The organism is Ferdinandcohnia sp. QZ13, from assembly GCF_031324165.1.
Classification (GTDB): domain Bacteria; phylum Bacillota; class Bacilli; order Bacillales; family Bacillaceae_L; genus Ferdinandcohnia.
Map to the genome: position 1 here is coordinate 120227 of NZ_JAVIVW010000002.1, position 25295 is coordinate 145521.

The following is a 25295-nucleotide window of genomic DNA, read 5'->3' on the forward strand; positions in this document are numbered from 1 at the left end:
AAGTAACATTTTTAAGGGACACGAAAGGAGATCAAAAATGATAGAGTTTCAAGAACTGATTAAGGTATATGACAGCGGCGGTAAGAAAGTGCACGCTTTAAATAACGTCAATTTGAAAATTAACAAAGGAGAAATTTACGGGGTGGTCGGATTCAGTGGCGCCGGCAAAAGTTCATTAATTCGATGTGTGAATTTCCTTGAACGCCCAACCTCCGGAAAGGTCATTGTTGACGGTCACGACCTAACAACTCTTTCCGAAAAGCAGATCCGTGAAGTAAAGAAAAATATCGGGATGGTATTCCAACACTTTAACCTTTTAAACTCAAAAACAGTATACGCGAATGTCGCAATGCCACTTATTTTAAGCAAAACACCGAAGGAACAAATTAAAAAGCGTGTTACTGAACTGCTTGAATTCGTCGGTCTAGGTGATAAAGCCGATGTCTATCCCGACCAACTTTCTGGAGGGCAAAAGCAACGAGTTGGTATCGCCAGAGCATTAGCAACGCAGCCTTCGATTCTTCTATGCGATGAAGCAACCTCTGCACTCGATCCACAGACAACAAGCTCCATCTTGCAATTGTTGCAAAAAATCAATAAAGAATACAACATTACGATCTTAATGATCACTCATGAAATGTCTGTAATTCGTGAAATTTGTGATCGTGTAGCTGTCATGGAAGCAGGGCAAGTGATTGAAGAAGGAACTGTCTTTGATGTCTTTTCCGCACCAAAGACACAAACCGCACAAAACTTTGTCAGCACTGTTATGCACGATCAAATACCCGAGTCCATTTTAAGCATGATTAATAACAACCAGGGATCTCAAAACATTTTCCGAATAAGCTTTGTCGGTCAGTCAACAGGAAAGCCGTTTTTATCTCAACTCGCTAAGAAATTGGATATCGATATCAACGTACTGTTCGGTAGCATCACAGAACTTCAAGGTATCCCATTTGGTAATTTGATTGTGGAAATTCAGGGACCTGACGCAGAGGTAAAACGCGCTTTAACGTATATGCAATCACAACAAATAAGCTTCAAGGAAGTGACATCCCATGCTAGTTAATACGGAACAAATCATCGAAGCGCTCATTGAAACGATACAAATGGTTGCCTTCTCTTTTATCTTTTCAATTATTCTCGGGCTGCCACTCGGCATTCTCCTTTTTGTAACCCGTAAAGGTCAGATACTTGAGAATCAGCCGGTTTTTACCGTTGTAAATGCAATCATTAATATTTTCCGTTCCATTCCATTCATTATTTTACTGGTAGCAATCATTCCGATTACCCGGTTGATCGTTGGAACATCAATTGGAACAGCTGCTGCAATTGTTCCGCTCGTATTTTACGCCGGACCATATATTGCCAGATTAGTAGAAAGCTCATTGCTTGAAGTGGACGAAGGTGTGCTTGAAGCAGCTAATGCGATGGGAGCTACTCCCTTCCAAACAATTTTTCGATTCTTACTTCCCGAAGCGCTCAGTTCATTAGTCGTAAACTTTACAATTGCGACAATCGGGCTGATCGGTGCTTCTGCCATGGCCGGTACTGTCGGTGGTGGAGGAATCGGGGACCTTGCGATTACCTACGGGTACCAACGCTTTGATACTACTACTATGATCATTACCGTTGTCATTCTGATTGTGATGGTTCAAGGCCTACAATCATTCGGCAACATCTTATCGAAAAAAATACGAAGAAGATAATCAAGGAGGAAACACATCATGAAAAAAATCTTTTTACCCATTCTTTTACTTACATTAGTCATCTTTACAGCTGCATGCTCTAACAACAGTGCTAGCGGCAAAGATTCAGAAACAAAAAAAGTTAAAATTGGTATCACCGGTACAGACACACGTACATGGGATTATGTAGCTGAAAAAGCAGCTAAAGAAGGTATCGAAATTGAGCTTGTCTCATTTAGTGACTATGTTCTACCAAACACAGCACTTGCGGATAACGAAATAGATGCGAACTCATTCCAGACGGTTGCTTACTTTGACCAATTTATTGAAGAACACAATCTAGATCTTGTGCCAATTGCAACTACTTATCTTGCTCCAATGGCGATTTACTCAGACGAGTTAAAGGATGTAAAAGAGATCAAAGACGGTGCGAAAATTGCCTTACCAAATGATGTATCTAACCAAGGAAGAGCCCTTTTATTACTTCAGGAAGCTGGGCTGCTTAAACTAGTCGATAATTATGACGGTCTTGGTTCTATCAAAGAAGCGATCGTTGAAAATCCAAAAAATCTAGAATTAATCCCTACTGCTCCTGCGCAAATTCCAAGAGCTCTACCTGATGTAGATGCAGGTATTATCAATAACGGATTTGCAAGAGATGCTGGATTAAATCCAATTGACGACTCTATTTTCCATGAAAGTGAAACAGCGATTGACTATCTCAACATTATTTCGGTAAACAAAGAAGATAAGGACGACGAAACCTTAAATCGAATTGCTGAACTATTCCAAGAGGATGATACAGCTGATTTTATTAACAAAGAACATGGCGGTACACTTATTCCAACCTTTGTTCCACTTGAGAATATTGGCTGGTAATTACCAAATCTAGAGGGAAACTTAGTTTCCCTCTTTTACATAATAAAGGAGGAAAGAATCATGACCCAAGTTATCACTCATTTAACAGAAGCAATTACAGCAAATATTGATACGAATAAAGAACGCTATATTGAAACAAGTCACAAAATCCATGAAAACCCTGAGATTGGTAATGAGGAATTTTTCGCTTCCGAGCAATTAACAACGATTCTTGAAGACGAAGGATTTTCTGTTGAAAAAGGCGTAGCTGGTCACGAAACTGCCTTTGTTGCCCGATTCAAATCAGAAAAGCCAGGTCCATCCATTGCCTTTTTAGCTGAATATGACGCATTGCCTGGTTTGGGTCATGCTTGCGGTCATAATATCATCGGAACATTGAGTGTCGCTGCGGCGGTTGGATTAAGCAAGGTACTTGCGGAGACTGGCGGCGAGGCAGTTGTTTTTGGAACGCCAGCTGAAGAAGGCGGTCCAAATGGAAGTGCAAAAGGAAGCTTTGTTAAACATGGACTAGTTGAAGGAATCGATGCGGCAATGATGATTCATCCTCAGGGAAAAACAAGTCTTACCTCTCCTTCCCTAGCTGTTGACCCGCTAGATTTTGAATTCATCGGAAAATCAGCTCACGCAGCTGCCGCTCCTCATAAAGGAATTAATGCATTAGATGCTGTCATTCAGCTATTCAACGGTATCAATGCTCTTCGCCAGCATGTCACAGACGATGTACGCATTCACGGCATCATTACACATGGCGGCGATGCGCCAAACATCGTTCCTGATTATGCCAAAGCTCGATTCTTTATTCGCGCGGCTACAAGATCGGGGCTAAATGAAGTTACCCAGCGAGTGAAAGCAATCGCTGAAGGCGCAGCTCTAGCAACGGGTGCAAAGCTCAATGTCATTGCCTTTCAGAACGAAGTCGATAACTTGTTGTTAAACGAAGCGTTCAACTCCGTATTTAAAGAAATCATTGAAGAGTTGGGAGAAAACGTTGCGGACGAAAGAGAAGGAATTGGTTCCACAGATGCGGGCAACATCAGCCAAGTCGTACCAACGATTCATCCATATATTAAAATTGGAGCAGATGACCTTGTCCCACATACTGTGCCATTTAGAGAAGCAGCAGCATCTGCACGAGGCGACCAAGCTTTAATCACTGGCGCGAAAGCACTTGGCCTCACCGCGTTACGCTTGATTACAGAACCGCAACTGCTTGAAGAAATCAAAGACGAGTTCAAACAAAGGAAAGCAGCTGAAGAAGCGAAATAAGAAAAATCTCCTCAAGAATTTTCCTTGAGGAGATTTTTTATGTAGATAAAAGAGACAGGATCGAAACACAAAAAAGAACCTCGATAGGTAGTTTGACAGAATCACTAAGACCTACAATGAAAATGGATTTGCAATCCTTTAAGGACGGAAAAATTCAATTATTTGATTTGGAGACAGGGCGAACATTTCCTTATGAAAAGGAATAAATAAAGGGACAAAGGCAGATTCATCGTCCTAAAATTTAAATTAATTAAAACTTGAAATATATCAAAAAACTTGGTATCATACTAACAAATCAAAAAGGCTATATGTGACTGGCGCACGCGGAAAACCGCGAGGGAGCATATGGTGTCGGAGCCGTTCGCCTGGGCAGAGGTAAGGGAAAGTCCCCTTGCCTCTTTCTGTTATCTATAGGATTGCGTGATTTTTACCAATTCTAAGCAGATCCAGACCTCATTAATTTGTATAAGTTTTCTATACTTAAAATCTATGTTCAGGAAAGAGGTAAACGAGATGAGCACACTTATTGAAAGTCAGATAAAAACGATTAAAACATTAAATAATATTGCCGAAAGCGGATTAAAGGTGTTCAAAAATGGTCAATTTACAATCGATGATCAAAGTGAGAACCCCGATGCGATTGTTGTTCGCAGTTTCAATATGCATGACCTCGAGCTTGGCGATAATGTAAAGGCAATTGCACGCGCAGGTGTTGGTGTAAACAATATTCCCATCCAAAAATGTACGGAGAAAGGGATTGTTGTATTTAATACACCAGGTGCCAACGCAAATGCTGTAAAAGAAATGGTTTTAACGGCTTTAATGGCTACATCCCGTAATGTCTTTGCAGGTATCTCTTGGACAAAAACATTAGAAGACAAAGGCGATCAAATACCGGCACTAGTTGAAAAAGGGAAAAAACAATTTGTAGGAAAAGAAATTAAAGGGAAAACTTTAGGTGTGATTGGTTTAGGTGCAATCGGTGCGCTCGTTGCAAACGATGCGCTTGATCTAGATATGGACGTAATCGGATTTGATCCATTCATATCTGTTGATACAGCTTGGAACTTATCACGTAATGTTCAGCGTGCAATGTCACTTGAACAGCTGTTTGCGGAGTCTGACTATATTACTGTACATGTTCCATTAACAAACGATACAAAAGGAATGTTTAATAAAGAAGCATTCAGCATCATGAAGCCAGGTGTTCACATTATCAACTTCTCACGTGGAGAACTTGTGAACGAAATCGATATGGCAGTTGCTCTTGAAGATGGAATCGTTGGAAAGTATATGACCGATTTCCCTAATGAAAATGTGTTAAAAATGAAGAATACCATTTGCACACCACATCTTGGAGCTTCAACAAATGAGTCTGAGGAAAATTGTGCAATTATGGCAGCTCGTCAGACTAAGGAATTCTTGGAGACAGGTAATATTAAAAACTCAGTAAACTTTCCAAACGCGTCTCTCCCTTATACAGGGAAAACACGTGTAACTGCTTTCCATAAAAATGTGCCTAACATGGTTGGTCAAATCACATCAGCTATCTCAAACTATGAACTAAACATCGCTGACATGGTAAACAGAAGCCGTGGAGAATACGCATATACAATGATCGACATTGACAATGAAGTAAACGGAGATATCGTTCCTAGTTTACTAGAAAAAATCAAGCAAATTACCGGAATTATTTCAGCACGAGTGATTTAAGATAAAAGAGGAAGCAAGGGGTGCTCCCCCTTGCTTCTTTTGTTCCTTTGCCGGTTTGTTTTACTTAAGTTATTTCAGTTGAGTATCTCTTTATATCACCTTTGCTAGTTCGCTACACCCCGATTTTTTCCAATCGCATGTCGCTTTCTTTCGCAGCTGGTTCGACATCTCTTAATCTTATCCAGTTGCGTGCCTCTTTTTCGCTTTTGTTGGTTCAAAATCTCCTAATTTTATCCAGTTGCGTGCCTATTTCTCGCTTTTGCCGGTTCAGAATCTCCTAATCTTATCCAGCTTCATGCCTATTTCTCGCTCTTGCTGGTTCGGCATCTCCTAATCTTATCCAGTTGCATGCCTATTTCTCGCTCTTGCTGGTTCGGCATCTCCTAATCTTATCCAGTTGCATGCCTATTTCTTGCCCAAACCGGTTCGGAATCACCTAATTTATTCCAGTTGCATGCTTCTTTCTCGATTTTAAAACACCATCTCTTCAATCTTTTCTTCAGTTCCCGTGTTAATAAATAATCCACGAATAACTACATCATCCGGCACGAGTGGATGATTCCGGATTGTATCAGCATTTTTTTGTACATAATCTGTTGCTGACTTGTTTCCTTCCAGCCACTCTCGCAAATTCATACCCGGGAATTCCGGCTTACAATTCTTGAAAAGATACTCGAGTGTTTCAAGTTTATCCTGAGGGACAGAGGGACAGGTCCATTGGCCCAAGAGCGATGTATCTGTCCCCTTGTCCCCAACAACATAAACTTCTTTAATTTTTTCTTGGTAAACAGTAATGATGATCTCTCTCATAATCTCGCCGAAAGGATGTAACACTTCCCTGCCATTGGTATTCAAGATGATGATATCCTCTGGATTGATATGGTTCACATAGTTGGAGAAACATTCTGGTTGGTATTCTGCTTCAGTTAAAAATAACACTTTCGTTCTTTCGTCTGAATTCATTGCATTCACCCCATTAATTTAATTGGCTTTCCAAGTCAGTTGAAAGTTTAAAGACAATAACCCGCTCTCCAGTACGTGTACTAATATCCGTGTAAAAACTAATAACTTCCTGTCCAGTGATTGTATAAATGATGTTTTTTAATTCTTCAACACCTGACTCTACCAAGCTATTACGGTTTTGTTTAACAGCTAGGAGTCCACGTTGATCCTCACAGAGGGAATACTCAGCAGGAGTTAAAATACCACGCAAGACAACGATAATCATATCCCGTAAAATATCTGATTTAACCGAAACCGAGCCGCGTCCGAGATAACTTTTTTCCCAATGTGTTAATTCTTTGCTAATTTCAGCTTCAATTGCTCCTTTTGACTTCTCCATCATGAGACTTTCCTTCTTTCTTCGTGAAATTCATCTAGTAATGATATAGTTAAGACCAACTCTTCCAGTGACCTTCTGGGTCAATAGATGCAAGACGAATCCATCCGTTTTGAACCTTTTGACGAAAAGTAGAATTATCACCAAGCAACCTCTCCACATATTCCTTTGGAGCTTGAATGACTACTAATAAACGTATTGGTCTGTGATAATTCTCATTATCTGACTTCATCACTGACTGCCAAGGAAGACCAGTTAGTAAATCACTAGCGTTACCCTGCATGACTCCAATTCCAGAAGTGACTGTTTGAGTCGCTTTATTCCCGCTACCATAATAATGCGGAGCAACTGTGGACGCGTAGTATTGCAAGTTAATCCATTGACTAACAGTTGCTGGACCCGTAATAATGTTTGCAAGCAACTCACCATTTCGATCCTTTTTCCAAGAATAGTTATGGAGAAAAACCTCTCCACCCAAATTACACTCCTTCGTAAGCTCACGTTCCCCTATAATAAACGCCGCATTACGTGCGAGACCCCACTCTGGGCGCACCTCACTCCAATCACCTGCAAAACGCTTTGCCTCTGCACTTGGATTTTTATATATTGAGGTGATATTTGGCAATTGCTGTATTCGCTCGGCATTTGCCTCTTGACTAACACTTGGAAGTATTTTTTTGATTTGTTCGAATGATTCCTTCGCTGCATCTGTAAGTTCAGGAACATAAACCCAATGAAGTTCATCAGTTGATGTAATATGCTCACAAGCTGCAAAAACGGTATCGTTCGGAATGTTAATCCCTCTCGTTGCAAGGCCATTTCTTACACTTGGAAGATTACATAAAGTCGCAAGCACCCTCGCGTTAAATTCTCCTGACGCTCCTCCACACGCTCCGCAATCCAGTGCTGATGCGTATGGATTATTCAAGCTACGGCTTCCATGACCGCAAATGGCAACTAATGGAGCGAAACTATCGGTAAGACCCATCGTCCTTAAAGACTGTTCAACATAAAGCACTTTCTCTTCTTCTGAAAAACCGACTGGTAGCTCTGACTCAGAAGCATGCGCATGGTCTAATGAGAGTTTAATTGAAGGCTTACGCAGCCATTTTTTACGAGCTTTGCGAATGGCTGAATCCGTACTCCTTGGAATAAAACTCCGAACCACCGTTTGCAAACCAAGCCATGGTCCGCTTATTTCAGGTAACACAAGGCTTGAAAACAAGTTGTGCTTCATCGTCTTAAATGTAGACTCAAGGGAATGACCCGCATGCATACGTTGTTCATATTGTTCTAATTCTAACTCAGGTAATGTTTCGACTACTTTTAATTGTGGTTTATTCATAACCGGCAAGGATTGATGACTATGTGTACTGCAAAGCTTTTGCGTTTCAATCGGTAATCCAAAAAATCCGGCTGTGCCAAATGTCTGAAAAGGACCCAATTCTTCTAGTTTACGACGAAAAGGCTCAGATCGGACATCAATACAAAAAGCGAATTGCGCCATTATCTGATCTTCATGACTTTCGGTTTGCTTCGCTTTTGCTGTCACCATGTTCATTAATTGGTGCTCGTAGGTTTTTTCCCATGCTTCCAACCAAAGACGCTGACGAGTCATTTGATCAAATTGAAGCCCAAGCGCTATGCGTGCTTTTAATTCTGATAAAGGCAGCCTGCTCCACTCTTGAACAGATAAATTGCTATACCGAAAACAAGTTGAAATCAAGGATTCTAACCGGGCTTTATTCTCAGTCTTTTTCTCTTTTAATGGCAAATAGGGTTGGATAAAGGCCCATTCCATCGAAATTCGGACGGCTAAATAGTCGCTTAGCAGTTTCGCATCCTTATCGGATTGCTGAGAACGCCAAAGCATCATACCTGCCCAACCAGGCAATGCAAGTAGATGGGCTTCTAGATACTCTTGTATATCTAAATAAGGGATTTCTAGTCGATTCAACACTTCCACTAATGCAAAATCTGCATCATTAGGTAATTCATCTAACTGCTTGCGAATTGTGGTGTTCAGTGCTGGATCCAATTTAACAAGTTTTCGCCACGCTTGATAAAAGCCTTCCTCTCGATTTGGCATTGACCAAACACCTTGTGACTCGTCTACATACAATTTACACCACTTAATGATATGGTGGTTAAGTTCTTTAACAACTTTCCCATCCCCTAACAATTCCAAGTATTGACTATAAGTAAGGACAGCCTGATTTTTTCTAATTTGAAGTTTCAATTGACTTACTTTTTTTACTAACCTCTTTAATTCAGCATCCTCCAATTTATAAGAAGAAGCATGATCTAAGAGAATGGCTTTGCAGTATTGTTCAGCTACCTCGCGTGACAGTTCTAAAGACTGTCCATCAAGCCATTTTTTAAGCCCTTGTTCTAAAAAATCAAGGTTAATCTCTCCTTGATTCCATGCTTTTTGGAACATGGTGTCACTTGGATAAATATTTACATCACAAACATTTTTAAGACGGCGAGCAACTTGTTCAAATGATTGTTGTTCTAATCCTGCCCAAGGACTGCGAGCTGCAAACGTTTGAATAGGTCCTAGAGGCGAAATCACTTTACTTGCTGCTTCCACTACATCATCCATATCAAGATGAAAGGCATCAAGTTCCTTTTCCAAGTAAAGATTTTTAGCTAATGTGGTATTCATCATGAATTCCCCCCTTAAAATGTAGCTTTGTTAAATATTTCGGATGACTATCAATCGATTCACACCGAGGTTCGCTCCATTTTACAAGCCAAAGAAAAATAAAGGCGTATATTTTGGATGTTCGGTGACGAATCGCCCATGCACCTATCACACTTCCAGCCAACAAGAGCCCAAGCAGTAAAATGGCCATAAACATTGGTGGCTGTCCCTCGGTTTGAATCATTTCATGCAACAGATGAACAAATGCAGAATGGATAAGGACAAACACGACACCTATTACTAGAATAAAAGAAAATCCAACGACACGCCCGATACGTCCGTACCCTGAGGCTACAAGCTGCTTCCAAGCGTAGAACACGGACCACCCAATAATGACAGCACTTATAAACTGATACGTCTCCCCTTGAGAGGTGAACCAAAAACAGGCTCCAACAAACAGTCCTAATGCGCCTCCGGTAACGCTCCATAAAATGGAAGGTTGTTGAGTCGAACTGGAAATAGAACGATTTTGATGAATGGCACTACCTGCCTGCAAGAAAAGAGTAGCTTTAAATAACCCATGTAAGACAGCATGAATAATGGCTGCCCAATAAGCCCCTAATGCGCACTGTATAAGCATAAAAGCCATTTGGGCAATCGTAGAACCAACAAGCTGCCGTTTATAATCAACCTGAACTAACATCATCCCGGTTCCAATCAATACGGAAAAACTAGCTAAGATTAGGAGCACAATCTGCGCCGGATCGCCATTAAGAAGAGGGGCAAAGCGTGATAAAATCATTCCCCCTCCATTCACAATACCTGCATGCATGACAGCAGAAATTGGCGTTGGAGCAACAACTGAATCGATCAACCAACGCTGGAAAGGCCATTGTGCAGCTGGAATCACGACAGCCATTATGATAAGTAAGTTGATACAGGTCTTCTCCCATGCATCAAGTTGTTCGATCCTGACTGCATCTAAAGCAAGTGACAATTGCCAGTGCCCCGTTGTTTGAGCAATCCAAACACCTGCAACTACTAGAATGAACCAGCTAATGGCAAATTGCTGACCAGACATTCTTGCAGCATTTCTAGCCACTTGCCATTCTTTTCTTAATCCGATTAGAACGGTCAATCCCAGAAGTGTCATACCCCAGAAAATGAGTAATAAACGAAGATCGTCACTAAACCATGCGAGTGAGTTTGCAACTGTTATAAGTGTTAATAATGCAAAATATTTACGATATGATTGATCACCCAATAAATAACGAACAGAAAAACGTTGGACAATTAATCCAACTGTTAGGACAAATGCTGCCAATAGCCATGACAGGGAATCCATGCGCCAAGGTCCAACAATCACGCTACCACTTTTATATATAAGCACAGTTATCGCCATTAGTGGAGGCATTGCGATGATGCCAATGTGGGTCCGAACATAATTCAAAGGAACTTTTGGATGTAAAAAAATAAATGCACTAAGCAACGAAAGTGCTAGTAAGATAAAAAATCCCGATTGAAGTGTAAAAAGACTTAATGAATGCAACTCGCCTCTCCCCCTTGCGACTTTTTAAGAAAAATAAAAAAACCGACAAATTTCAATGTTCAATGGCACTACGACCATTAAGCGCTGAAAAATGTCGGTTTACTTTAAACGAACCCTATTGGTTTTTTTACAGTCTACCGTCTTTATTAATATTTATGAACCGTTCAACTTGCTCTAATTTGCTATTTTATTAGTTTCACTTTTTCATATAATCAATAAAAGATTATTAACTCTATGCTAAAGCAATCTATTTATTTATAGAAATTGAGCAAGCATTATTTTGTGTAATATATTTTACTATTTCATAAATATTTCTGTCAAGGGTGGGTTTACTATTATCTTTTCGGAACCACTAAAAAAACCGGACCTAGTTAAGGTCCGATCTTATTTGCTATTATTCAATTTTTTAATTATCTTCGCCGGGTTTCCACCTACCACTACATTATCCGGGACGTCTTTTGTTACGACGGAACCCGAAGCGATTTTCGCAGAACCTGTTGTTTCAGTATGCCATTTAATTTTTCCGAACTTAGTAGCATTGCAGCAACAAAAAGAACGACACAAATTGGTAAGATGCCAATTGTTGAGTGAGATGCAATGAACCCTAAAAGTGGTGGCATGAACGTAGTTCCCGTATAAGCTACCCCCATTTGATAACCCATGATTGTTTGAGAATGTTTTTTCCCAAATCGCGCTGGCGTTTCATGCAACATACAAGGAAATATTGGTGCTAATCCTAGGCCGATAACAATAAAACCCACAAGCGAGAAAATAGTTGGTAATGGTAAGAACAATATAATAGCACCTGTTAAAGCAATAATTTGTCCCGCTCGAATCAGGGTACGGTTTGTCATTTTAAAGGTAACAAAGCCTGTGATTAATCTTCCAACTGTGATTCCCACGTAATATAAAGAGACCCATTTTGCAGCTGTTGCTGGACTTAATTCTTTTACATTTACCAAGAAACTGCTTCCCCAAAGCCCCACTGTTGCTTCAACCCCACAATAGAATAAGAAAGAAGCAAGTGCCAGCTTCACTCCTTTAATTTGCAAAGGTTTGACATCATCATTCACTACATCACTAGATGCATCTTTCAAAGGTTCCTGATCTTCGTTTAAAGCAATCTGGCTGTTATTGTTTACTTTGCTCCACAAAGGCAAAGTAAATAGAAGGATGATTACTAACGCAAACTGAATACTGGAAATAACGAAATATCCATTTCTCCAAAAATTCCCCTCTGCAATAAACTGAGCCATGATGATAGGACCTAAAGTAGCTCCCACTCCCCAAAAACAATGTAACCAACTCATATGGTGTGCCTTATAATGGGTAGCCACATAATCATTTAATCCTGCATCAACCGCTCCTGCCCCTAATCCAAGAGGGATTGCACATACAACTAACCACCCAACTGAAGGAGCAAAATGGAAGCCTAGTAACGCACAAGCAGTCATTAAGACACTTACAAATGTAACTTTTCCAGTCCCATACCTTTTAAGAACCTTTCCGCTAACCAAACTAGAAATAATGGTACCGCCTGCAATCGTCATAAAAAGGAAGCCAGCAGTCTCAAGTGGAGCACCCAAATCCGGTTGCATGACAGGCCATGCTGCGCCTAACAATGAATCTGGCAAACCTAGACTGATAAAAGCTAAATAAATAATGATTAAAAGGAGTAATGTCATTCTTAAACCTCGCTTTTACGAATATGTGATTCATTCATCATAAGGTCAATTCCAAGACCTTGTAATCCAAACAAATAATCCTGTTTCCAATCGCTAATTGTAGTTAACCTACTATTACTCCAGCAAAGCTTCCGCTCAATACTTGTTTCTCCATTTGATTTGCGCAAAGGAAACTTGCCATAATAGATATTCTATCATTATCTTTCCATTCCAATTTTTCAATCGTTACTTCACAACTTATGGTATCCCCAGTAAAGACAGGTCTAAAAAACTCAAAATTCATTGTACGAGCCAATACATTGTATTCTCCACCAACTTTTGTTGGTAAGGTAGCAGTTAGCAGCCCTTGAACCACTACTCTCCCGAGTTCATCAGGGTTCATATGGTGATCCCCTTCATCCATGGATACTTTTGTGAACAGTTCAACATCTTCTTTTGTAAATGTCCGTTCAAATGAATGATATCTCCAACTCTCAAATCCAATGCAAACTCCCCCTGAATTTTAATAGTTTTAAGACCCTATCAAATTTAGACTATTCTCCCGTTTCGGCAAAGCGTTTGATTCTTTCACCAATTTCATCACGGACACGCTGGAAAATAGCCCATTTTTCTTCTTCCGTCCCTTCTGCTTTTGCAGGGTCATCAAATCCCCAGTGTTCTCGTTTGACTTTAGGCGGAGTAACAGGACATTTATCTTTAGCATCCCCACAAAGGGTAACAGCTAGTTCTGCATTATTTAGTATTTCAGGATCGATGATATCCGAAGTTTGGTTTGATATATCAATTCCAACTTCCTGCATGGCTTTAACTGCATTCGGGTTCAGTCCATGTGCTTCAATTCCAGCACTTTTTACTTCCCATTCATCTTGATTTACGTATTTTTTTGCCCAGCCCTCTGCCATTTGACTTCGACAAGAGTTCCCTGTACATAGAAAGTAGATCGTTTTTTTTGCCATAATTCATTCTCCTTTAGAAAAATAATAGTGAAATATAGAGCCCAATTAACGTTATAAATAAAATAGGTATCGTTAAGACAATCCCTGTTTTAAAATACGTTCCCCACGATATTTTCACCCCTTTTTGGGATAAAACGTGAAGCCAAACTAATGTAGCAAGCGAACCAATTGGAGTAATTTTAGGTCCTAAATCCGATCCAATGACATTCGCATAAACAAGAGATTCTCGGATTAATCCTGACGTGTTCGTTTCTGCAATGGCTAAGGCATCAACCATAACTGTTGGCATATTATTCATAACCGCAGATAATATTGCTGCGATAAAGCCCATTGAAACGGTAGCCACAAACAATCCATCCTCCGCCACATTTTGAATCATACTTGCTAAGACAGAAGTAAGTCCCGCATTTCCTAATCCGTAAACAACTACATACATGCCAATCGAGAAAAATACAATATTCCAAGGGGCTCCTTTAATTGCCGCCTTCGTATCAACTGCTTCACTTCTTCTAGCCATGACAATAAAAAGGATGGCAATCAGTCCCGCTACGATGGAAACAGGAACATTTATGAATTCGCTGGTAAAGTAACCAATGAGTAATACCGCAAGAACAAACCATGAAAGTTGGAACAATTTTTGGTCTTTAATGGCCTCTTCTGGCTTCCTTAATTTAGATAAATCGTATGTTTTAGGTATACTTTTTCTGAAGTAAATAAGTAGAACCGCAATCGTTGCGACTAGTGAAAAAATGTTAGGAATAATCATTCTCGAAGCATATTCAAGAAAACCGATTCCAAAGAAATCAGCAGATACGATATTCACTAGGTTACTTACGATAAAAGGCAGTGAAGTCGTATCAGCAACAAAGCCACTTGCCATAATAAACGGAAACACCATTTTTTCTTTAAAGTTCAAATTCCGAACCATCGCAAGGACAATAGGTGTTAATATTAAAGCAGCCCCATCATTAGCGAATAGAGCGGCAACTATTGCACCTAAAATACTGACATAGACAAACATCCTAATTCCATTTCCCTGTGCAATCCTCGCCATATGTAGTGCAGCCCATTCAAACAAACCAATCTGATCCAATATCAGTGAAATGAGGATAATGGCAACAAATGATAATGTTGCATTCCAAGTAATGTCAATTACTTCTAAGACATCACTAAATCCAACAACCCCTACTAAGAGAGCAATGATGGCTCCACCACACGCAGACCAGCCGATATTTAAACCTTTAGGCTGCCAAATAACTAAAATTAATGTTGCAATAAAAATAATGAGTGCTAATACCAATGTTGTTGACAACAGTTGAACCTCCAATAAAGTACTAAAATCACTTAAAAATTTGATAAGTGTATCGCTCACTTTAAATCAAGAAAAATTGATTTATGAGTTAAAAAATTAACAACAACAACTATTATTTGCTGCTTTATTGCCCGTTTTTCTAAAAATACAACAAATTTCTTCAGAGAGTAGGCTGTTTACTTCTTTCTCATTTAGATCGTAATAACTCCATGTTCCTTTTGTTTGCTTAACAATTAAATTTGCCTCTAATAAAACTTTAAGATGGTAAGATAGTTTTGATTGTGAAATCCCAAAGGTTTCTGTTAAATCACATACACACGTTTGACCCCGTTGACAAAGCTCAAACAAGATTTCTAACCGATTTTGATCAGCAAGGGCTTTAAACTTTTTTTCATATAGTTGGAATGTTGGTTTTAATGCTTCCATCGATATCCTCCCTTCATCAAATTTTTTTGATATTTAAACCTTAATTTAAATTCCAATAAAATGCAATTAATAAATCAAAAAAATTTGATTTATATAAAATGAACTGAACTGGACACAAAAAAACCCGATGTTCTACCAAAGAAGTATTGGTAAACCTTCGGGTTGAGAAGCGAATAATTTTTTCAAGTAATCAATATTAGTTTTGATATCTTCTTATTAAATCAACAAATGCATTCACAAAGGATTGTAAGAATTCAACTGTTCCTTCATCCTTGATTTTACCTTCATCATCCAATAAGCCAATAACATTCCCAATATAGGCTTCGGGTTGTTGAACGATTGGCATATTTAAAAATACAAGGGATTGGCGTAAATGATGATTTGCACCAAAAGCACTTAAATTTCCTGGAGATTGGCTAATAATTGCTGCCGGCTTTCCATTCCATACGCTTGCTCCATATGGACGAGAGCCTACATCTAATGCATTCTTTAAGACAGCTGGTACAGAGCGGTTATACTCTGGAGTAATAAACAAGACTGCATCAATTTCCTTCATTTTGTTTCGAAATGCAGTATACTCTGCAGGTACATTATTCTCATCATCGAAATCCTGATTATACAGAGCTAGATTTCCGATCTCTACAATTTCAGCTTCATATCCTTCTGGGAACAATGAAGCTACATTATTTGCGATTTTTTTTGAAAAAGATTCTTTTCGAAGACTACCTAGAATAATACCGATTTTTGCCATTACAAAGCACCCTTTCAAATATTATTTATTTCCATCAATTATCGTTTTTTCACTTCGTGTTATACCTTTTATTAAACTGGATAGATTGTTTTATGGTCTGCAATAATTGTAATTGTGCACTTTTCCTGATTAAATTCAACATTACCGTCTGATGTATAATACCAAGTCTTTTGGTTCGCCTCGACATCAAACAGATTCAATTCCTCTTTAAATTTGATAATTTCTTTTGCACCCTTATCGGATATTTTAATAGAAATGACCCACTTATCTTGCTTTGGATAAATCTCATATTCATCTGTTTGATAAAAGAGACGGCTTCCAATCGAATGACGAATCAATAACATACTAGGCACCACCCAAATCTATCAATAAAAAGAAGGTTTCTTTTGTTGATTTTAAAGTAAGTTCATCTAGTTCGGTTATACGTGCACTGTCTCTTTTTCCAATAACAACGTCATTGTTTAAAACAAGCTCACCATCAATCACAAAAACATACATCTTTCTTCCTTGTTCTTGTTGGTAGAAGATCTCTTCTTCAGCATCTAATTTAGATAAGTACAATGTAACATCACTATAAATTTTCGCTTCTCCATTGGTTGGAACTGCGGAAACGATGGGTAACAATTTATTCCTCATATCATCAGGATTATAAGTAATATCCTCATAGGAAGGAGGTAATTGCTTTTCAGTAGATTTGAACCAGAGCTGTAAAAAGCTTACTTCTTCTTCTAGAGAAGGATTCACTTCAGAATGGAGTAAACCAGTTCCAGCAGTCATACGCTGAACATTTCCAAATTGTAAAATCCCGCTATTTCCAAGACTGTCCTCATGCTTTAGTTGACCTTTTAATACAATTGATACAATTTCCGCTTCCCTATGCGGATGAATACCAAATCCTTTTCCTGGTTGTACGGTGTCATCATTAAAGACACGAAGTGGACCAAAATGGATATTTTCCTCATCATAGTACTCACCAAATGAAAAACTAAGATTGCTCTCTAACCAATCATTTTTAACAGAGTACCGAGATACCGCTGGATATCTTTGAATCATTTATCTCACCTCTAGATATCTTGAATTAAAGATAAATATATAGTAAAAAGCCTAAATTGTCAATTTTCACCTACTCTATATAGGTCAACGGGTACTCCTACATTTAAGCGGCTCTTTTTATCTCATTTGAATCTTCGTTAAATAGCAAACGACTTATTGATAACAGCTTACTTCCATTAATTGCGAGATAAACAGATATTGCTAAAAATGCTAAGTCTAATTCATATCCTGCCATTTGGCCATTCCCTAGTAAGCCAACTGGAAGTTTAGCTGTAATTGTTGCTCCGACCATTAATAGAGCAAATAAAATAGATACAAGTCTAGTAGCAAATCCAATGATAAGCGCTATACCCCCAATTACTTCAAGTAAAGCAACAACATATGCCATAAATCCAGGTATATTAATACTCTCAAACCATCCGACAGTGTTCTCAATTCCTCCTTGGAATTTAACTATCCCGTGTATTAGAAAGAGTATTCCCAGTGTGATTCGTAAAATAAGTGCTCCAATTTCGTTTTTTTGTACCATTCTTTCTTCCTCCATTAATCTATTTTAGTTATAAATTTTTATACCATTGTGCAGCAGCTTCTACTTCCGTTACTGTCAACTGATGGCCTCTATCTTCCCAATGAATTTCTACATTTGCATTTGCCTTTTCTAATAAAGACTGCAACTCAGCCGATTCCATCGGAGAGCAGATTGGATCATTTGTACCAGCAGCAATAAATACGGACTTCCCTGTTAAATTAGGAAGTTCAATCCCTTTTCGAGGAACCATGGGGTGATGAAGAATTGCCCCTTTTAATGCATCTTGATAGTGAAACAAAAGACTAGCTGCTATATTTGCTCCATTTGAATATCCAATTGCTAAGATGTTATTTCGATCAAATTCATATTTCACCGCAGCTTCATCAAGAAACTCATTCAATTCTTTTGTTCGAAAAATAAGGTCTTCTATATCAAAAACACCCTCTGCTAATCTTCTGAAGAATCGAGGCATACCATTTTCCAAGACATTGCCACGAACACTTAATACGGATGCTTCATCATCTATTCTTCCTGCAAGAGGTAACAAATCTAGTTCATTACCTCCCGTACCGTGAAGCAATAACAATGTAGGTTTTTCAGGATTTTTACCCTTGTTAAATATGTGTTTCATTATTTGTCTCCTTCCAATACGCGAACCTTAACCGGTGGTAAGGTTTCTTCTAATTCTTCTCGTTTTGACTCAAGCCATGTAGGAAGCATAAGTTTTTCACCTAGTTCAACATTTGGCTCATCTACCGAAAACCCAGGTGGGTCTGTTGCTATTTCAAAAAGAATGCCGCCCTCTTCGTGAAAATAAACAGCTTTGAAATACTGTCGATCGCGTACTTCTGTTGGATAATAGCCTTTTTCTTGAAGGAGATTTCTCCATCTGAGAAGATCCTCTTCATCCTTTGCTCTCCATGCGATATGGTGAACTGTTCCTGCTCCCATAAGGCCTCTAACTGAAGGGGTTAACTTAATATCTATGACATTTCCAAGTAAGCTATCGGACTTAAATCGAAGAAAACCCTCTTCGTCACCAATGCATGTTAGACCTAATACGTTCTCAAGTACGTCAGCCGTTTTATTAGGTTGTGCGGAAAGTAATGTTGCTCCCGCAAAACCCTTAATTGCATTCTCCGTTTTGATCCCGCCGAAACTCCAATTATTAATTGGTCCTTCTTTTCTTTCTATTAGTTCAAGTTCAAGACCGTCTGGGTCTTTAAATGTTACATACCTTTCTCCAAAACGTTTGGAAGACGTGAATTCAATACTGAACTTTTTAAAACGTTCTTCCCAAAATTCCAATGATCCGGTTGGAATGGAATAGCTTGTAACCCCTACTTGCCCCATTCCAATTCGACCTTTTAGCTGTTTGGACCATGGAAAAAAGGTAATAACGGTTCCTGGATCTCCGGTTTCATTTCCAAAGTACAGATGATATACCTCTGGTCGATCAAAATTTATGGTTTTTTTAACAAGTCTAAGTCCAAGTACACCTGCATAAAAATCAATATTTCTTTGGGCATCGTTGACCATTGCCGTTATATGATGGATACCAGATGTTTTTTGCATCTCATTCTCTCCATTCATCATAATTTGTGAATTAATCTAATTCTTTCACCTGAATAGGAATCAAACTATGTTCGAGTTGCTCTCTATACTGTTCATACTGTGCAGGTAACATTAGTTGTTCTCCCATTGTTTCGTGTGATTCATCATGTGCGAATCCAGGAGGATCTGTTGCAATTTCAAATAAAATTTCTCCGTGTTCTCTAAAATAAATCGCATTAAAATAATTTCTGTCTTGTACAGGGGTTACACCATATCCATTTTCTGCAACGTATTTCTGCCAATCCAATTGATCTTTGTCGTCAATTGCTCTCCATGCAATGTGGTGAACTGTTCCAACGCCCATTTGTCCTCTTCCAGTTGGAACCACCTTTAAGTCTATGATATTTCCTATGTCAGCTGAAGAACGAAAACGGGCAAAATCTGCTTCTTTATCTACGTATTCAAGACCCATTACATTTTCTAGTAATTCTGCAGTTTTATCTGGATGGGATGAAAACAAAGTCGCTCCACCAAAACCTTTTATTGCAACTTCAGGGGTTACTTCTCCGAATGTCCAATTATTGATTTCTCCTTCTTCTCTCTCGACGATTTCAAGGTGTAATCCATGTGGATCATCGAATTCCAGATATTCTTCTCCAAAACGCTTTATTTTAGTGAAAGGAATATTAAATTTTTCTAATCTTGACTCCCAGAAATCCAATGCTCCTTTAGGTACAACATAAGAAGTAACACCTACTTGACCATCACCAATTCTTCCTTGATAAGCACCTGCCCAAGGGAAAAATGTAATAATTGTTCCTGGTTTTCCACCTTCATTCCCAAAATACAAATGATATGTTCCTGGGTCATCAAAATTCACTGTCTTTTTAACTAAACGTAATCCTAAAACACCTGCATAGAAATCTACATTCTCTTGTGGGTGACCTACTATTGCAGTTATATGATGAATTCCCATTGTCTGTTTACCCATTTTGGTCTCACTCCTATTAATCGTTTTTTTATCTAATAAATTCAATTTCAGGTTTTAAAATCATTCAATTCTTATCTTTTATCTTTAATTTAAGTATCTTCATTTCAAGATATTACTTCTAAAAAAATGTCAATACTAAATTGACTTTTAATCTTCTACCTTTTCTTTTACTTTTTTTAATAGGTCTATCAGAGTATCTACTTCCTGAGAATTTAGTGAATCAAAAATACTATCCACACAATCCTCATGTTCAGGCATAATTCTATTCAGCAATTCACTTCCAGCAGTCGTTAACGATACATGTATCGCTCGTCGATCATCCGGACAAGCACTGCGCTTTAATAATCCTTTTTGTTCTAATTTATCGATTACATATGTCATTGAACCACTTGTAATCAATATGCTCTTTCCAATTTGATGAATGGTTTGTTTACCTTTATGAAAAAGCACTTCTAGAACCGAAAATTCAGTTATGCTTAAGTTATTTTTCATCATATCGTCTCTGATTCTTTCTTGGATCGCTCTAGATGTTTGCATCAAAATTAAAAATGGTTGGTTTGAGCATTTTTTCGCCATATTGCACCTCCCCAAAAGAATCTTTAATTAAAATATCTTGAATTCAAGATAATTGTAATATATTAAAAAGCATGTGTCAATAACTAACTAGCTTTTTTGACTTCAGCCTTTAATATATCCTCTGTTTTCAGTTCAAGTGTCTTTTCTAATAATTCAATGGTGCGTAATGTTTCTCGAATGTCTTTTTCTGTTAACACATTTTCAGATCTCTTTTCTTCAATCAGATTTTTTATTGAAGATTTAAAAGCATTTGTGTTAATTAACCATTCACCAATTAATTTTTTCGTTGCCACTCTTTCATTCACATCTTTAATACTAAAAATGTTTTGTATTTCAGGTTCTAATAAAGCAATTGTATTCATCTCTGGATGAATTCTTATCCAAAAGTAGTTGACCTGGCTATCATAATAGTTCTGGTCTATCAAACGATAATATTCAATTCCTATCTTAATATCGAAAAAAGGACTGTCTTCTGTTGGGATGTGTAGATCGGCAACATGGACATTTTTTTGGATATCTAAATACGTTTCCAATCCTGACTTGGTATCAATCATTTTTGCGTCTAATATTTGCATCATTTTCAATCTCCCCTAGTGTATTTATTGGGTGAAAACTTTAGGTTACTTTATGTAACCTATATTACAATATCGGTTACTTTTAGTCAACAAGTAACTATAAATACAAATAACTAGTAGCTTATTATTTTTCTATAGTATCGTTACTATTATCCCTTTAATATTGTCACAATTCATTCATAATATTCCCTTTTTATAATAGTCTATTTAGGATATAATTTTATTAAACATTACATTACCTTGTTACTTTTTGTGTATATAGATGATTACTGATATAGGAGGTGGATAGTCATGGTAGATAAAGTTATTCAGGAAAGAGAATGCTCAAAGGTTGAAGAATTATATCATATGATCGGAAAAAAATGGATGGGGTTAATCATTCATACCTTAATGGAGGAACCAAAACGATTTAGTGAAATACATTCCTCGATTCCTGATTTAAGTAAAAGAATGCTTAACGAACGGATAAAAGAACTTGAAGATTGCGGATTAGTCCTTCGAAACGTGATTACGGATCGTCCCGTACGAACGGAATATTCACTAACAAAAAAGGGGCATGAATTGGGAAAAGCATTAAAAACCGTTGAGGATTGGGCTAATAACTGGTTATGATGATTAAACTCTTACTGCTTGCTTGATCAAGCAGTATTTTTTTGACATAAAGAAAGAGGATGCAATACACACATATAGCATCCTCATTTTTATAGTCACCCTACTTAGAAATACGCTCTAACAATTCAGCTCTTTCTTTTTCATATCCAGGTTTACCTAATAACGCAAACATATTCTTTTTATATGCTTCTACTCCAGGTTGATCAAATGGATTTACTCCCATTAATAAGCCACTAACACCACAAGCCTTTTCGAAAAAGTAAACCATCTCTCCAAATGTAAATTCGTCTAGTCTATCAAGCTCTACTGAAAGGTTTGGAACTCCTCCGTCTACATGAGCCAACACTGTTCCCTGTGCTGCATTCTTATTCACATAGTCCATCGTCTTACCAGCTAGATAATTTAAACCATCCAGATTAGATGCTTCTTCCCCGATTGTAATATCAAGCTTAGGTTCTTTTACAGTTACAACTGTTTCAATAAGGTCCCTGCGTCCTTCTTGGACATATTGACCCATTGAATGAAGGTCAGTTGAGAAGTCAACAGAAGCTGGATAAAGTCCTTTTTGGTCTTTACCTTCACTCTCTCCAAATAACTGTTTCCACCATTCAGATACATAATGTAGTGATGGTTCAAAATTAACCAACAGTTCAATGGATTTTCCTTTTCTATAAAGTGCATTTCTTACTGCTGCATACTGATAGCTTTGATTTTCTGCCAAGTTAGGATTACTGTATTTATCAGCAGCTGCTGCAGCACCCGCCATCATTTTATCAATATCTAGTCCCGCTGTAGCAATCGGTAATAATCCTACCGCTGTTAATACGGAGTATCGACCACCAACATCATCTGGGATAACAAAGGTTTCGTACCCCTCTTCATCTGCAAGAGTTTTCAAAGCACCTTTTGCGCGATCTGTTGTAGCGTAAATACGTGTCTTCGCCTCTTCTTTTCCGTATTTTTTCTCCAAATATTCTCTGAAGATACGAAACGCAATGGCAGGCTCGGTTGTTGTACCTGATTTTGAAATAACGTTAACTGAAATATCTTTGTCCTTTATCACATCAAATAAGTGAGAGATATAGGTAGCACTTATATTTTGCCCGACATAATAAATCTCCGTAGTGTCATTCATTTGGTTATGAAATGTATGTGATAGGGCATCAATTGCAGCTCTTGCGCCAAGATAGGAACCACCAATTCCAATTACAACCAGAGCGTCTGAATTACTACGAATTCTTTCAGCAGCTGCTTTAATTCTAGCAAATTCATCTTTGTCATAGTTATACGGTAATTCAACCCAACCAAGATAGTCAGAACCTGGTCCCCTTTTCTCATGAAGCATCTCATGTGCTACCTTTACAAATTCACTTAAATATTCAACCTCATGCTCCTGCATGAATGATAACGCATTAGAATAATCAAACGTAATAGACATATATATTTCTCCTATTCTTCCTAAAATTTATGTAGAGAGGGACTACCGTAAATAGAATCCCTCTATTCTAGTTGTAATGTCTTCAAACATTTTTTACAGTGCAGATTTCCAATCAGCAGCAAATTTTTCAAGGCCTTGGTCTGTAAGTGGGTGCTTAGTAAGCTGCTCAATTACAGAGTATGGAATCGTTGCGATATGTGCTCCAGCCAATGCTACGCGAGTAACGTGGTCTGGGTGTCTTACAGATGCAGCGATGATTTGTGCATCTAAGTTGTGAACACGGAATAGCTCAGCAATTCTTTCAACAAGCTGTACACCATCTTCGGAAATGTCATCAAGACGACCTAAGAATGGGGATACATATGTTGCCCCAGCACGAGCTGCTAATAGAGCTTGGTTCATTGTGAAAATTAATGTAACGTTCGTTTTAACACCTTTTTTAGAAAGATAACGAGTTGCTTCTAAACCTGCTACTGTCATTGGGACTTTGATTGTGATGTTTTTATCACCACCGTTGATTTTTAGAAGTTCTTCTGCTTCAGCTATCATTTCTTCAGCAGTTTCGGCACTTGGAGAAACCTCTGCAGATACACTTTCTACTTCTGGCACTGCTTGAAGGATTTCAGCAATGCGGTCTTCGAATTTTACGCCTTCTTTTACAACAAGTGATGGGTTTGTTGTTACACCAGATAGAACACCCATTTTATACGCTTTTTTAATATCATCTAGGTTAGCAGTATCTATAAAGAATTTCATTTTTCATTTCCCCCATTTACATTATTTTTTTACGACAGCATGTCCACCAAATTCATTTCGTAATGCGGCTACAACTTTCCCTGTAAAGGTATCATTTTCTAATGAGCGGTAGCGCATCAATAGCGACATCGCAATAACTGGAGTAGCTGTTTGTAAATCTAAAGCTGTTTCAACGGTCCATTTCCCCTCACCTGAAGAGTGCATGATTCCTTGGATTTCATCCAATTTAGCGTCCTTTGAAAATGCATTTTCTGTTAATTCCATGAGCCAAGAACGAATAACGGAACCGTTATTCCACACTCTTGCTACTTTTTCATAATCATAATCAAACTCACTTTTCTCCAGTACTTCGAAACCTTCTCCTATCGCAGCCATCATTGCATACTCGATGCCATTATGAACCATTTTTAAGAAGTGGCCGCTTCCTGCTTTTCCTGCAAACAAGAAACCATTTTCTACAGCTGTATCTTTGAAAATAGGTTCAACCTGTTCCCATGCCTCCGGATCGCCTCCGATCATGTAGCAAGCACCATTTCGTGCTCCTTCCATTCCACCGGAAGTACCAGCATCCATAAATCGTACGCCAATTTTCTTTAAATCATTATAGCGTTGAATGGATTCCTTATAGTGAGAATTTCCAGCTTCGATCACAATATCATCTATATCTAAAAATGGTGCAACTTCGTCAATGACAGAATCCACAACAGAATGGGGGACCATAATCCAGATAATTCTTGGCTTCTCTAATGACTCAACTAGTTCTTTATAGCTTGATACCCCAGAAGCCCCATATTTCTTCATTTCATCAACAGTACTTGGGTTCACATCGTATGCCACTACTTCGTGATTGTTATCGATAAGATTTTGTCCTAAGTTAAAACCCATTTTTCCTAAACCTATTAATCCAATTTTCATGTTGTATTCCTCCAGTGATTTTGTGTTTTTTAAGAGCGTAATAGACTTTTAGGTATTTGAACTACATTTTTAATTGTAAAACCTA

At 38.2% G+C, this 25295-nt stretch carries 27 protein-coding genes, 1 pseudogene and 1 riboswitch; of the genes and pseudogenes, 6 read left to right on the forward strand and 22 right to left on the reverse strand.

The annotated features are described in order from the left end of the window. Positions 1–37: 37 nt before the first annotated feature. The 5 genes from RGU12_RS12255 to RGU12_RS12275 all read left to right on the forward strand — a co-directional run bounded on the left by RGU12_RS12255 (position 38) and on the right by RGU12_RS12275 (position 5546). Positions 38–1069, forward strand: a complete 1032-nt coding sequence (locus RGU12_RS12255) for a methionine ABC transporter ATP-binding protein (RefSeq protein WP_309536402.1) — start codon at positions 38–40, stop codon at positions 1067–1069. Beyond that, entirely contained in the window at positions 1059–1709 is a 651-nt protein-coding gene (locus tag RGU12_RS12260) for a methionine ABC transporter permease (RefSeq protein ID WP_309536403.1), read from the forward strand. Before RGU12_RS12255 ends, RGU12_RS12260 begins: the two co-directional genes overlap by 11 nt. Before the next feature lie 18 nt (positions 1710–1727). Then, positions 1728–2567, forward strand: coding sequence for a MetQ/NlpA family ABC transporter substrate-binding protein (locus RGU12_RS12265; RefSeq protein ID WP_309536404.1), 840 nt, complete (start codon positions 1728–1730; stop codon positions 2565–2567). 60 nt (positions 2568–2627) lie between these two features. Then, positions 2628–3833, forward strand: a complete 1206-nt coding sequence (locus RGU12_RS12270; protein ID WP_309536405.1) for a M20 family metallopeptidase — start codon at positions 2628–2630, stop codon at positions 3831–3833. Between the two features lie 300 nt (positions 3834–4133). Then, positions 4134–4211, forward strand: a riboswitch (ZMP/ZTP riboswitch). Positions 4212–4346: 135 nt separating this feature from the next. After that, positions 4347–5546 carry a phosphoglycerate dehydrogenase gene (locus RGU12_RS12275; protein ID WP_116354000.1) on the forward strand — a complete coding sequence of 400 codons (1200 nt, stop codon included), beginning with the start codon at positions 4347–4349 and terminating at the stop codon, positions 5544–5546. 471 nt (positions 5547–6017) lie between these two features. Here the strand turns inward: RGU12_RS12275 and RGU12_RS12280 are convergent, their stop codons facing one another. From RGU12_RS12280 to RGU12_RS12370, 19 genes and pseudogenes are all read right to left on the reverse strand, one after another. Beyond that, positions 6018–6509: a carbonic anhydrase gene (locus tag RGU12_RS12280; protein ID WP_309536406.1), complete on the reverse strand. Its 492-nt coding sequence runs from the start codon at positions 6507–6509 to the stop codon at positions 6018–6020. A gap of 13 nt (positions 6510–6522) precedes the next feature. Next, positions 6523–6888, reverse strand: a complete 366-nt coding sequence (locus tag RGU12_RS12285; protein ID WP_116354021.1) for a Na-translocating system protein MpsC family protein — start codon at positions 6886–6888, stop codon at positions 6523–6525. 49 nt (positions 6889–6937) lie between these two features. After that, complete coding sequence (locus tag RGU12_RS12290; protein WP_396232353.1) at positions 6938–9553, reverse strand: DUF2309 domain-containing protein; 2616 nt, start codon at positions 9551–9553, stop codon at positions 6938–6940. Continuing rightward, the gene (locus RGU12_RS12295) at positions 9534–11081 is read right to left on the reverse strand and encodes an NADH dehydrogenase subunit 5 (RefSeq protein ID WP_309536408.1); all 1548 of its coding nucleotides are present in this window, start codon (positions 11079–11081) and stop codon (positions 9534–9536) included. Before RGU12_RS12295 ends, RGU12_RS12290 begins: the two co-directional genes overlap by 20 nt. A 384-nt stretch (positions 11082–11465) precedes the next feature. Next, a pseudogene (locus tag RGU12_RS12300) lies at positions 11466–11573 on the reverse strand (acetyltransferase); the annotation flags it as partial. After that, positions 11543–12766 carry an MFS transporter gene (locus RGU12_RS12305; protein WP_309536409.1) on the reverse strand — a complete coding sequence of 408 codons (1224 nt, stop codon included), beginning with the start codon at positions 12764–12766 and terminating at the stop codon, positions 11543–11545. The gene RGU12_RS12305 and the pseudogene RGU12_RS12300, both read right to left, overlap by 31 nt. A 103-nt stretch (positions 12767–12869) precedes the next feature. Beyond that, entirely contained in the window at positions 12870–13250 is a 381-nt protein-coding gene (locus tag RGU12_RS12310; RefSeq protein WP_309536534.1) for a hotdog family protein, read from the reverse strand. 49 nt (positions 13251–13299) lie between these two features. Next, positions 13300–13722 carry an arsenate reductase (thioredoxin) gene (gene arsC, locus RGU12_RS12315; protein WP_309536410.1) on the reverse strand — a complete coding sequence of 141 codons (423 nt, stop codon included), beginning with the start codon at positions 13720–13722 and terminating at the stop codon, positions 13300–13302. A gap of 13 nt (positions 13723–13735) precedes the next feature. Further along, entirely contained in the window at positions 13736–15034 is a 1299-nt protein-coding gene (locus RGU12_RS12320) for an arsenic transporter (RefSeq protein ID WP_309536411.1), read from the reverse strand. Positions 15035–15130: 96 nt separating this feature from the next. After that, the gene (locus RGU12_RS12325; protein ID WP_309536412.1) at positions 15131–15460 is read right to left on the reverse strand and encodes an ArsR/SmtB family transcription factor; all 330 of its coding nucleotides are present in this window, start codon (positions 15458–15460) and stop codon (positions 15131–15133) included. Positions 15461–15656: 196 nt separating this feature from the next. Continuing rightward, on the reverse strand, positions 15657–16211 hold the full coding sequence (locus RGU12_RS12330; RefSeq protein ID WP_309536413.1) for an NADPH-dependent FMN reductase: 555 nt from the start codon (positions 16209–16211) through the stop codon (positions 15657–15659). Between the two features lie 71 nt (positions 16212–16282). Continuing rightward, complete coding sequence (locus tag RGU12_RS12335; RefSeq protein WP_309536414.1) at positions 16283–16555, reverse strand: hypothetical protein; 273 nt, start codon at positions 16553–16555, stop codon at positions 16283–16285. 1 nt (position 16556) lies between these two features. Continuing rightward, positions 16557–17264, reverse strand: coding sequence for a pirin family protein (locus tag RGU12_RS12340; protein ID WP_309536415.1), 708 nt, complete (start codon positions 17262–17264; stop codon positions 16557–16559). Between the two features lie 103 nt (positions 17265–17367). Next, positions 17368–17793 (reverse strand): DoxX family protein, encoded by a 426-nt coding sequence (locus RGU12_RS12345; protein WP_309536416.1) that lies wholly within the window; start codon positions 17791–17793, stop codon positions 17368–17370. Positions 17794–17821: 28 nt separating this feature from the next. Further along, positions 17822–18427 (reverse strand): alpha/beta hydrolase, encoded by a 606-nt coding sequence (locus RGU12_RS12350; RefSeq protein WP_309536535.1) that lies wholly within the window; start codon positions 18425–18427, stop codon positions 17822–17824. Further along, the gene (locus tag RGU12_RS12355) at positions 18424–19368 is read right to left on the reverse strand and encodes a ring-cleaving dioxygenase (RefSeq protein WP_309536417.1); all 945 of its coding nucleotides are present in this window, start codon (positions 19366–19368) and stop codon (positions 18424–18426) included. The genes RGU12_RS12350 and RGU12_RS12355 overlap by 4 nt, the downstream gene beginning before the upstream one ends. Positions 19369–19399: 31 nt before the next feature. Then, positions 19400–20338 (reverse strand): ring-cleaving dioxygenase, encoded by a 939-nt coding sequence (locus RGU12_RS12360; protein ID WP_309536418.1) that lies wholly within the window; start codon positions 20336–20338, stop codon positions 19400–19402. A gap of 147 nt (positions 20339–20485) precedes the next feature. Further along, positions 20486–20914: a MarR family winged helix-turn-helix transcriptional regulator gene (locus tag RGU12_RS12365; RefSeq protein ID WP_309536419.1), complete on the reverse strand. Its 429-nt coding sequence runs from the start codon at positions 20912–20914 to the stop codon at positions 20486–20488. 83 nt (positions 20915–20997) lie between these two features. Beyond that, positions 20998–21489 (reverse strand): hypothetical protein, encoded by a 492-nt coding sequence (locus RGU12_RS12370; protein ID WP_309536420.1) that lies wholly within the window; start codon positions 21487–21489, stop codon positions 20998–21000. Between the two features lie 291 nt (positions 21490–21780). On the opposite strand from RGU12_RS12370, the gene RGU12_RS12375 reads away from it, so the two are divergent. Next, positions 21781–22101, forward strand: a complete 321-nt coding sequence (locus tag RGU12_RS12375; protein ID WP_309536421.1) for a winged helix-turn-helix transcriptional regulator — start codon at positions 21781–21783, stop codon at positions 22099–22101. Between the two features lie 100 nt (positions 22102–22201). Here the strand turns inward: RGU12_RS12375 and RGU12_RS12380 are convergent, their stop codons facing one another. The 3 genes from RGU12_RS12380 to gnd form a co-directional block, all read right to left on the reverse strand. Further along, complete coding sequence (locus tag RGU12_RS12380) at positions 22202–23539, reverse strand: glucose-6-phosphate isomerase (RefSeq protein WP_309536422.1); 1338 nt, start codon at positions 23537–23539, stop codon at positions 22202–22204. Positions 23540–23632: 93 nt separating this feature from the next. Next, on the reverse strand, positions 23633–24295 hold the full coding sequence (fsa, locus tag RGU12_RS12385) for a fructose-6-phosphate aldolase (protein WP_116353969.1): 663 nt from the start codon (positions 24293–24295) through the stop codon (positions 23633–23635). 21 nt (positions 24296–24316) lie between these two features. Then, a complete protein-coding gene (gene gnd, locus RGU12_RS12390; RefSeq protein WP_309536423.1) occupies positions 24317–25210 on the reverse strand; it encodes a phosphogluconate dehydrogenase (NAD(+)-dependent, decarboxylating) in 894 nt (297 codons plus the stop codon). Positions 25211–25295: the final 85 nt, after the last annotated feature.

Excerpts from the sequence above, each read along its gene's own strand:
- RGU12_RS12255 (WP_309536402.1), top strand. The coding sequence starts at position 38 with ATGATAGAGTTTCAAGAACTGATTAAGGTATATGACAGCGGCGGTAAG.
- RGU12_RS12260 (WP_309536403.1), top strand. The coding sequence starts at position 1,059 with ATGCTAGTTAATACGGAACAAATCATCGAAGCGCTCATTGAAACGATA.
- RGU12_RS12265 (WP_309536404.1), top strand. The coding sequence starts at position 1,728 with ATGAAAAAAATCTTTTTACCCATTCTTTTACTTACATTAGTCATCTTT.
- RGU12_RS12270 (WP_309536405.1), top strand. The coding sequence starts at position 2,628 with ATGACCCAAGTTATCACTCATTTAACAGAAGCAATTACAGCAAATATT.
- RGU12_RS12275 (WP_116354000.1), top strand. The coding sequence starts at position 4,347 with ATGAGCACACTTATTGAAAGTCAGATAAAAACGATTAAAACATTAAAT.
- RGU12_RS12280 (WP_309536406.1), bottom strand. The coding sequence starts at position 6,509 with ATGAATTCAGACGAAAGAACGAAAGTGTTATTTTTAACTGAAGCAGAA.
- RGU12_RS12285 (WP_116354021.1), bottom strand. The coding sequence starts at position 6,888 with ATGGAGAAGTCAAAAGGAGCAATTGAAGCTGAAATTAGCAAAGAATTA.
- RGU12_RS12290 (WP_396232353.1), bottom strand. The coding sequence starts at position 9,553 with ATGAATACCACATTAGCTAAAAATCTTTACTTGGAAAAGGAACTTGAT.
- RGU12_RS12305 (WP_309536409.1), bottom strand. The coding sequence starts at position 12,766 with ATGACATTACTCCTTTTAATCATTATTTATTTAGCTTTTATCAGTCTA.
- arsC (WP_309536410.1), bottom strand. The coding sequence starts at position 13,722 with ATGGCAAAAAAAACGATCTACTTTCTATGTACAGGGAACTCTTGTCGA.
- RGU12_RS12325 (WP_309536412.1), bottom strand. The coding sequence starts at position 15,460 with ATGGAAGCATTAAAACCAACATTCCAACTATATGAAAAAAAGTTTAAA.
- RGU12_RS12330 (WP_309536413.1), bottom strand. The coding sequence starts at position 16,211 with ATGGCAAAAATCGGTATTATTCTAGGTAGTCTTCGAAAAGAATCTTTT.
- RGU12_RS12335 (WP_309536414.1), bottom strand. The coding sequence starts at position 16,555 with ATGTTATTGATTCGTCATTCGATTGGAAGCCGTCTCTTTTATCAAACA.
- RGU12_RS12340 (WP_309536415.1), bottom strand. The coding sequence starts at position 17,264 with ATGATTCAAAGATATCCAGCGGTATCTCGGTACTCTGTTAAAAATGAT.
- RGU12_RS12345 (WP_309536416.1), bottom strand. The coding sequence starts at position 17,793 with ATGGTACAAAAAAACGAAATTGGAGCACTTATTTTACGAATCACACTG.
- RGU12_RS12355 (WP_309536417.1), bottom strand. The coding sequence starts at position 19,368 with ATGCAAAAAACATCTGGTATCCATCATATAACGGCAATGGTCAACGAT.
- RGU12_RS12360 (WP_309536418.1), bottom strand. The coding sequence starts at position 20,338 with ATGGGTAAACAGACAATGGGAATTCATCATATAACTGCAATAGTAGGT.
- RGU12_RS12365 (WP_309536419.1), bottom strand. The coding sequence starts at position 20,914 with ATGGCGAAAAAATGCTCAAACCAACCATTTTTAATTTTGATGCAAACA.
- RGU12_RS12370 (WP_309536420.1), bottom strand. The coding sequence starts at position 21,489 with ATGCAAATATTAGACGCAAAAATGATTGATACCAAGTCAGGATTGGAA.
- RGU12_RS12375 (WP_309536421.1), top strand. The coding sequence starts at position 21,781 with ATGGTAGATAAAGTTATTCAGGAAAGAGAATGCTCAAAGGTTGAAGAA.
- RGU12_RS12380 (WP_309536422.1), bottom strand. The coding sequence starts at position 23,539 with ATGTCTATTACGTTTGATTATTCTAATGCGTTATCATTCATGCAGGAG.
- fsa (WP_116353969.1), bottom strand. The coding sequence starts at position 24,295 with ATGAAATTCTTTATAGATACTGCTAACCTAGATGATATTAAAAAAGCG.
- gnd (WP_309536423.1), bottom strand. The coding sequence starts at position 25,210 with ATGAAAATTGGATTAATAGGTTTAGGAAAAATGGGTTTTAACTTAGGA.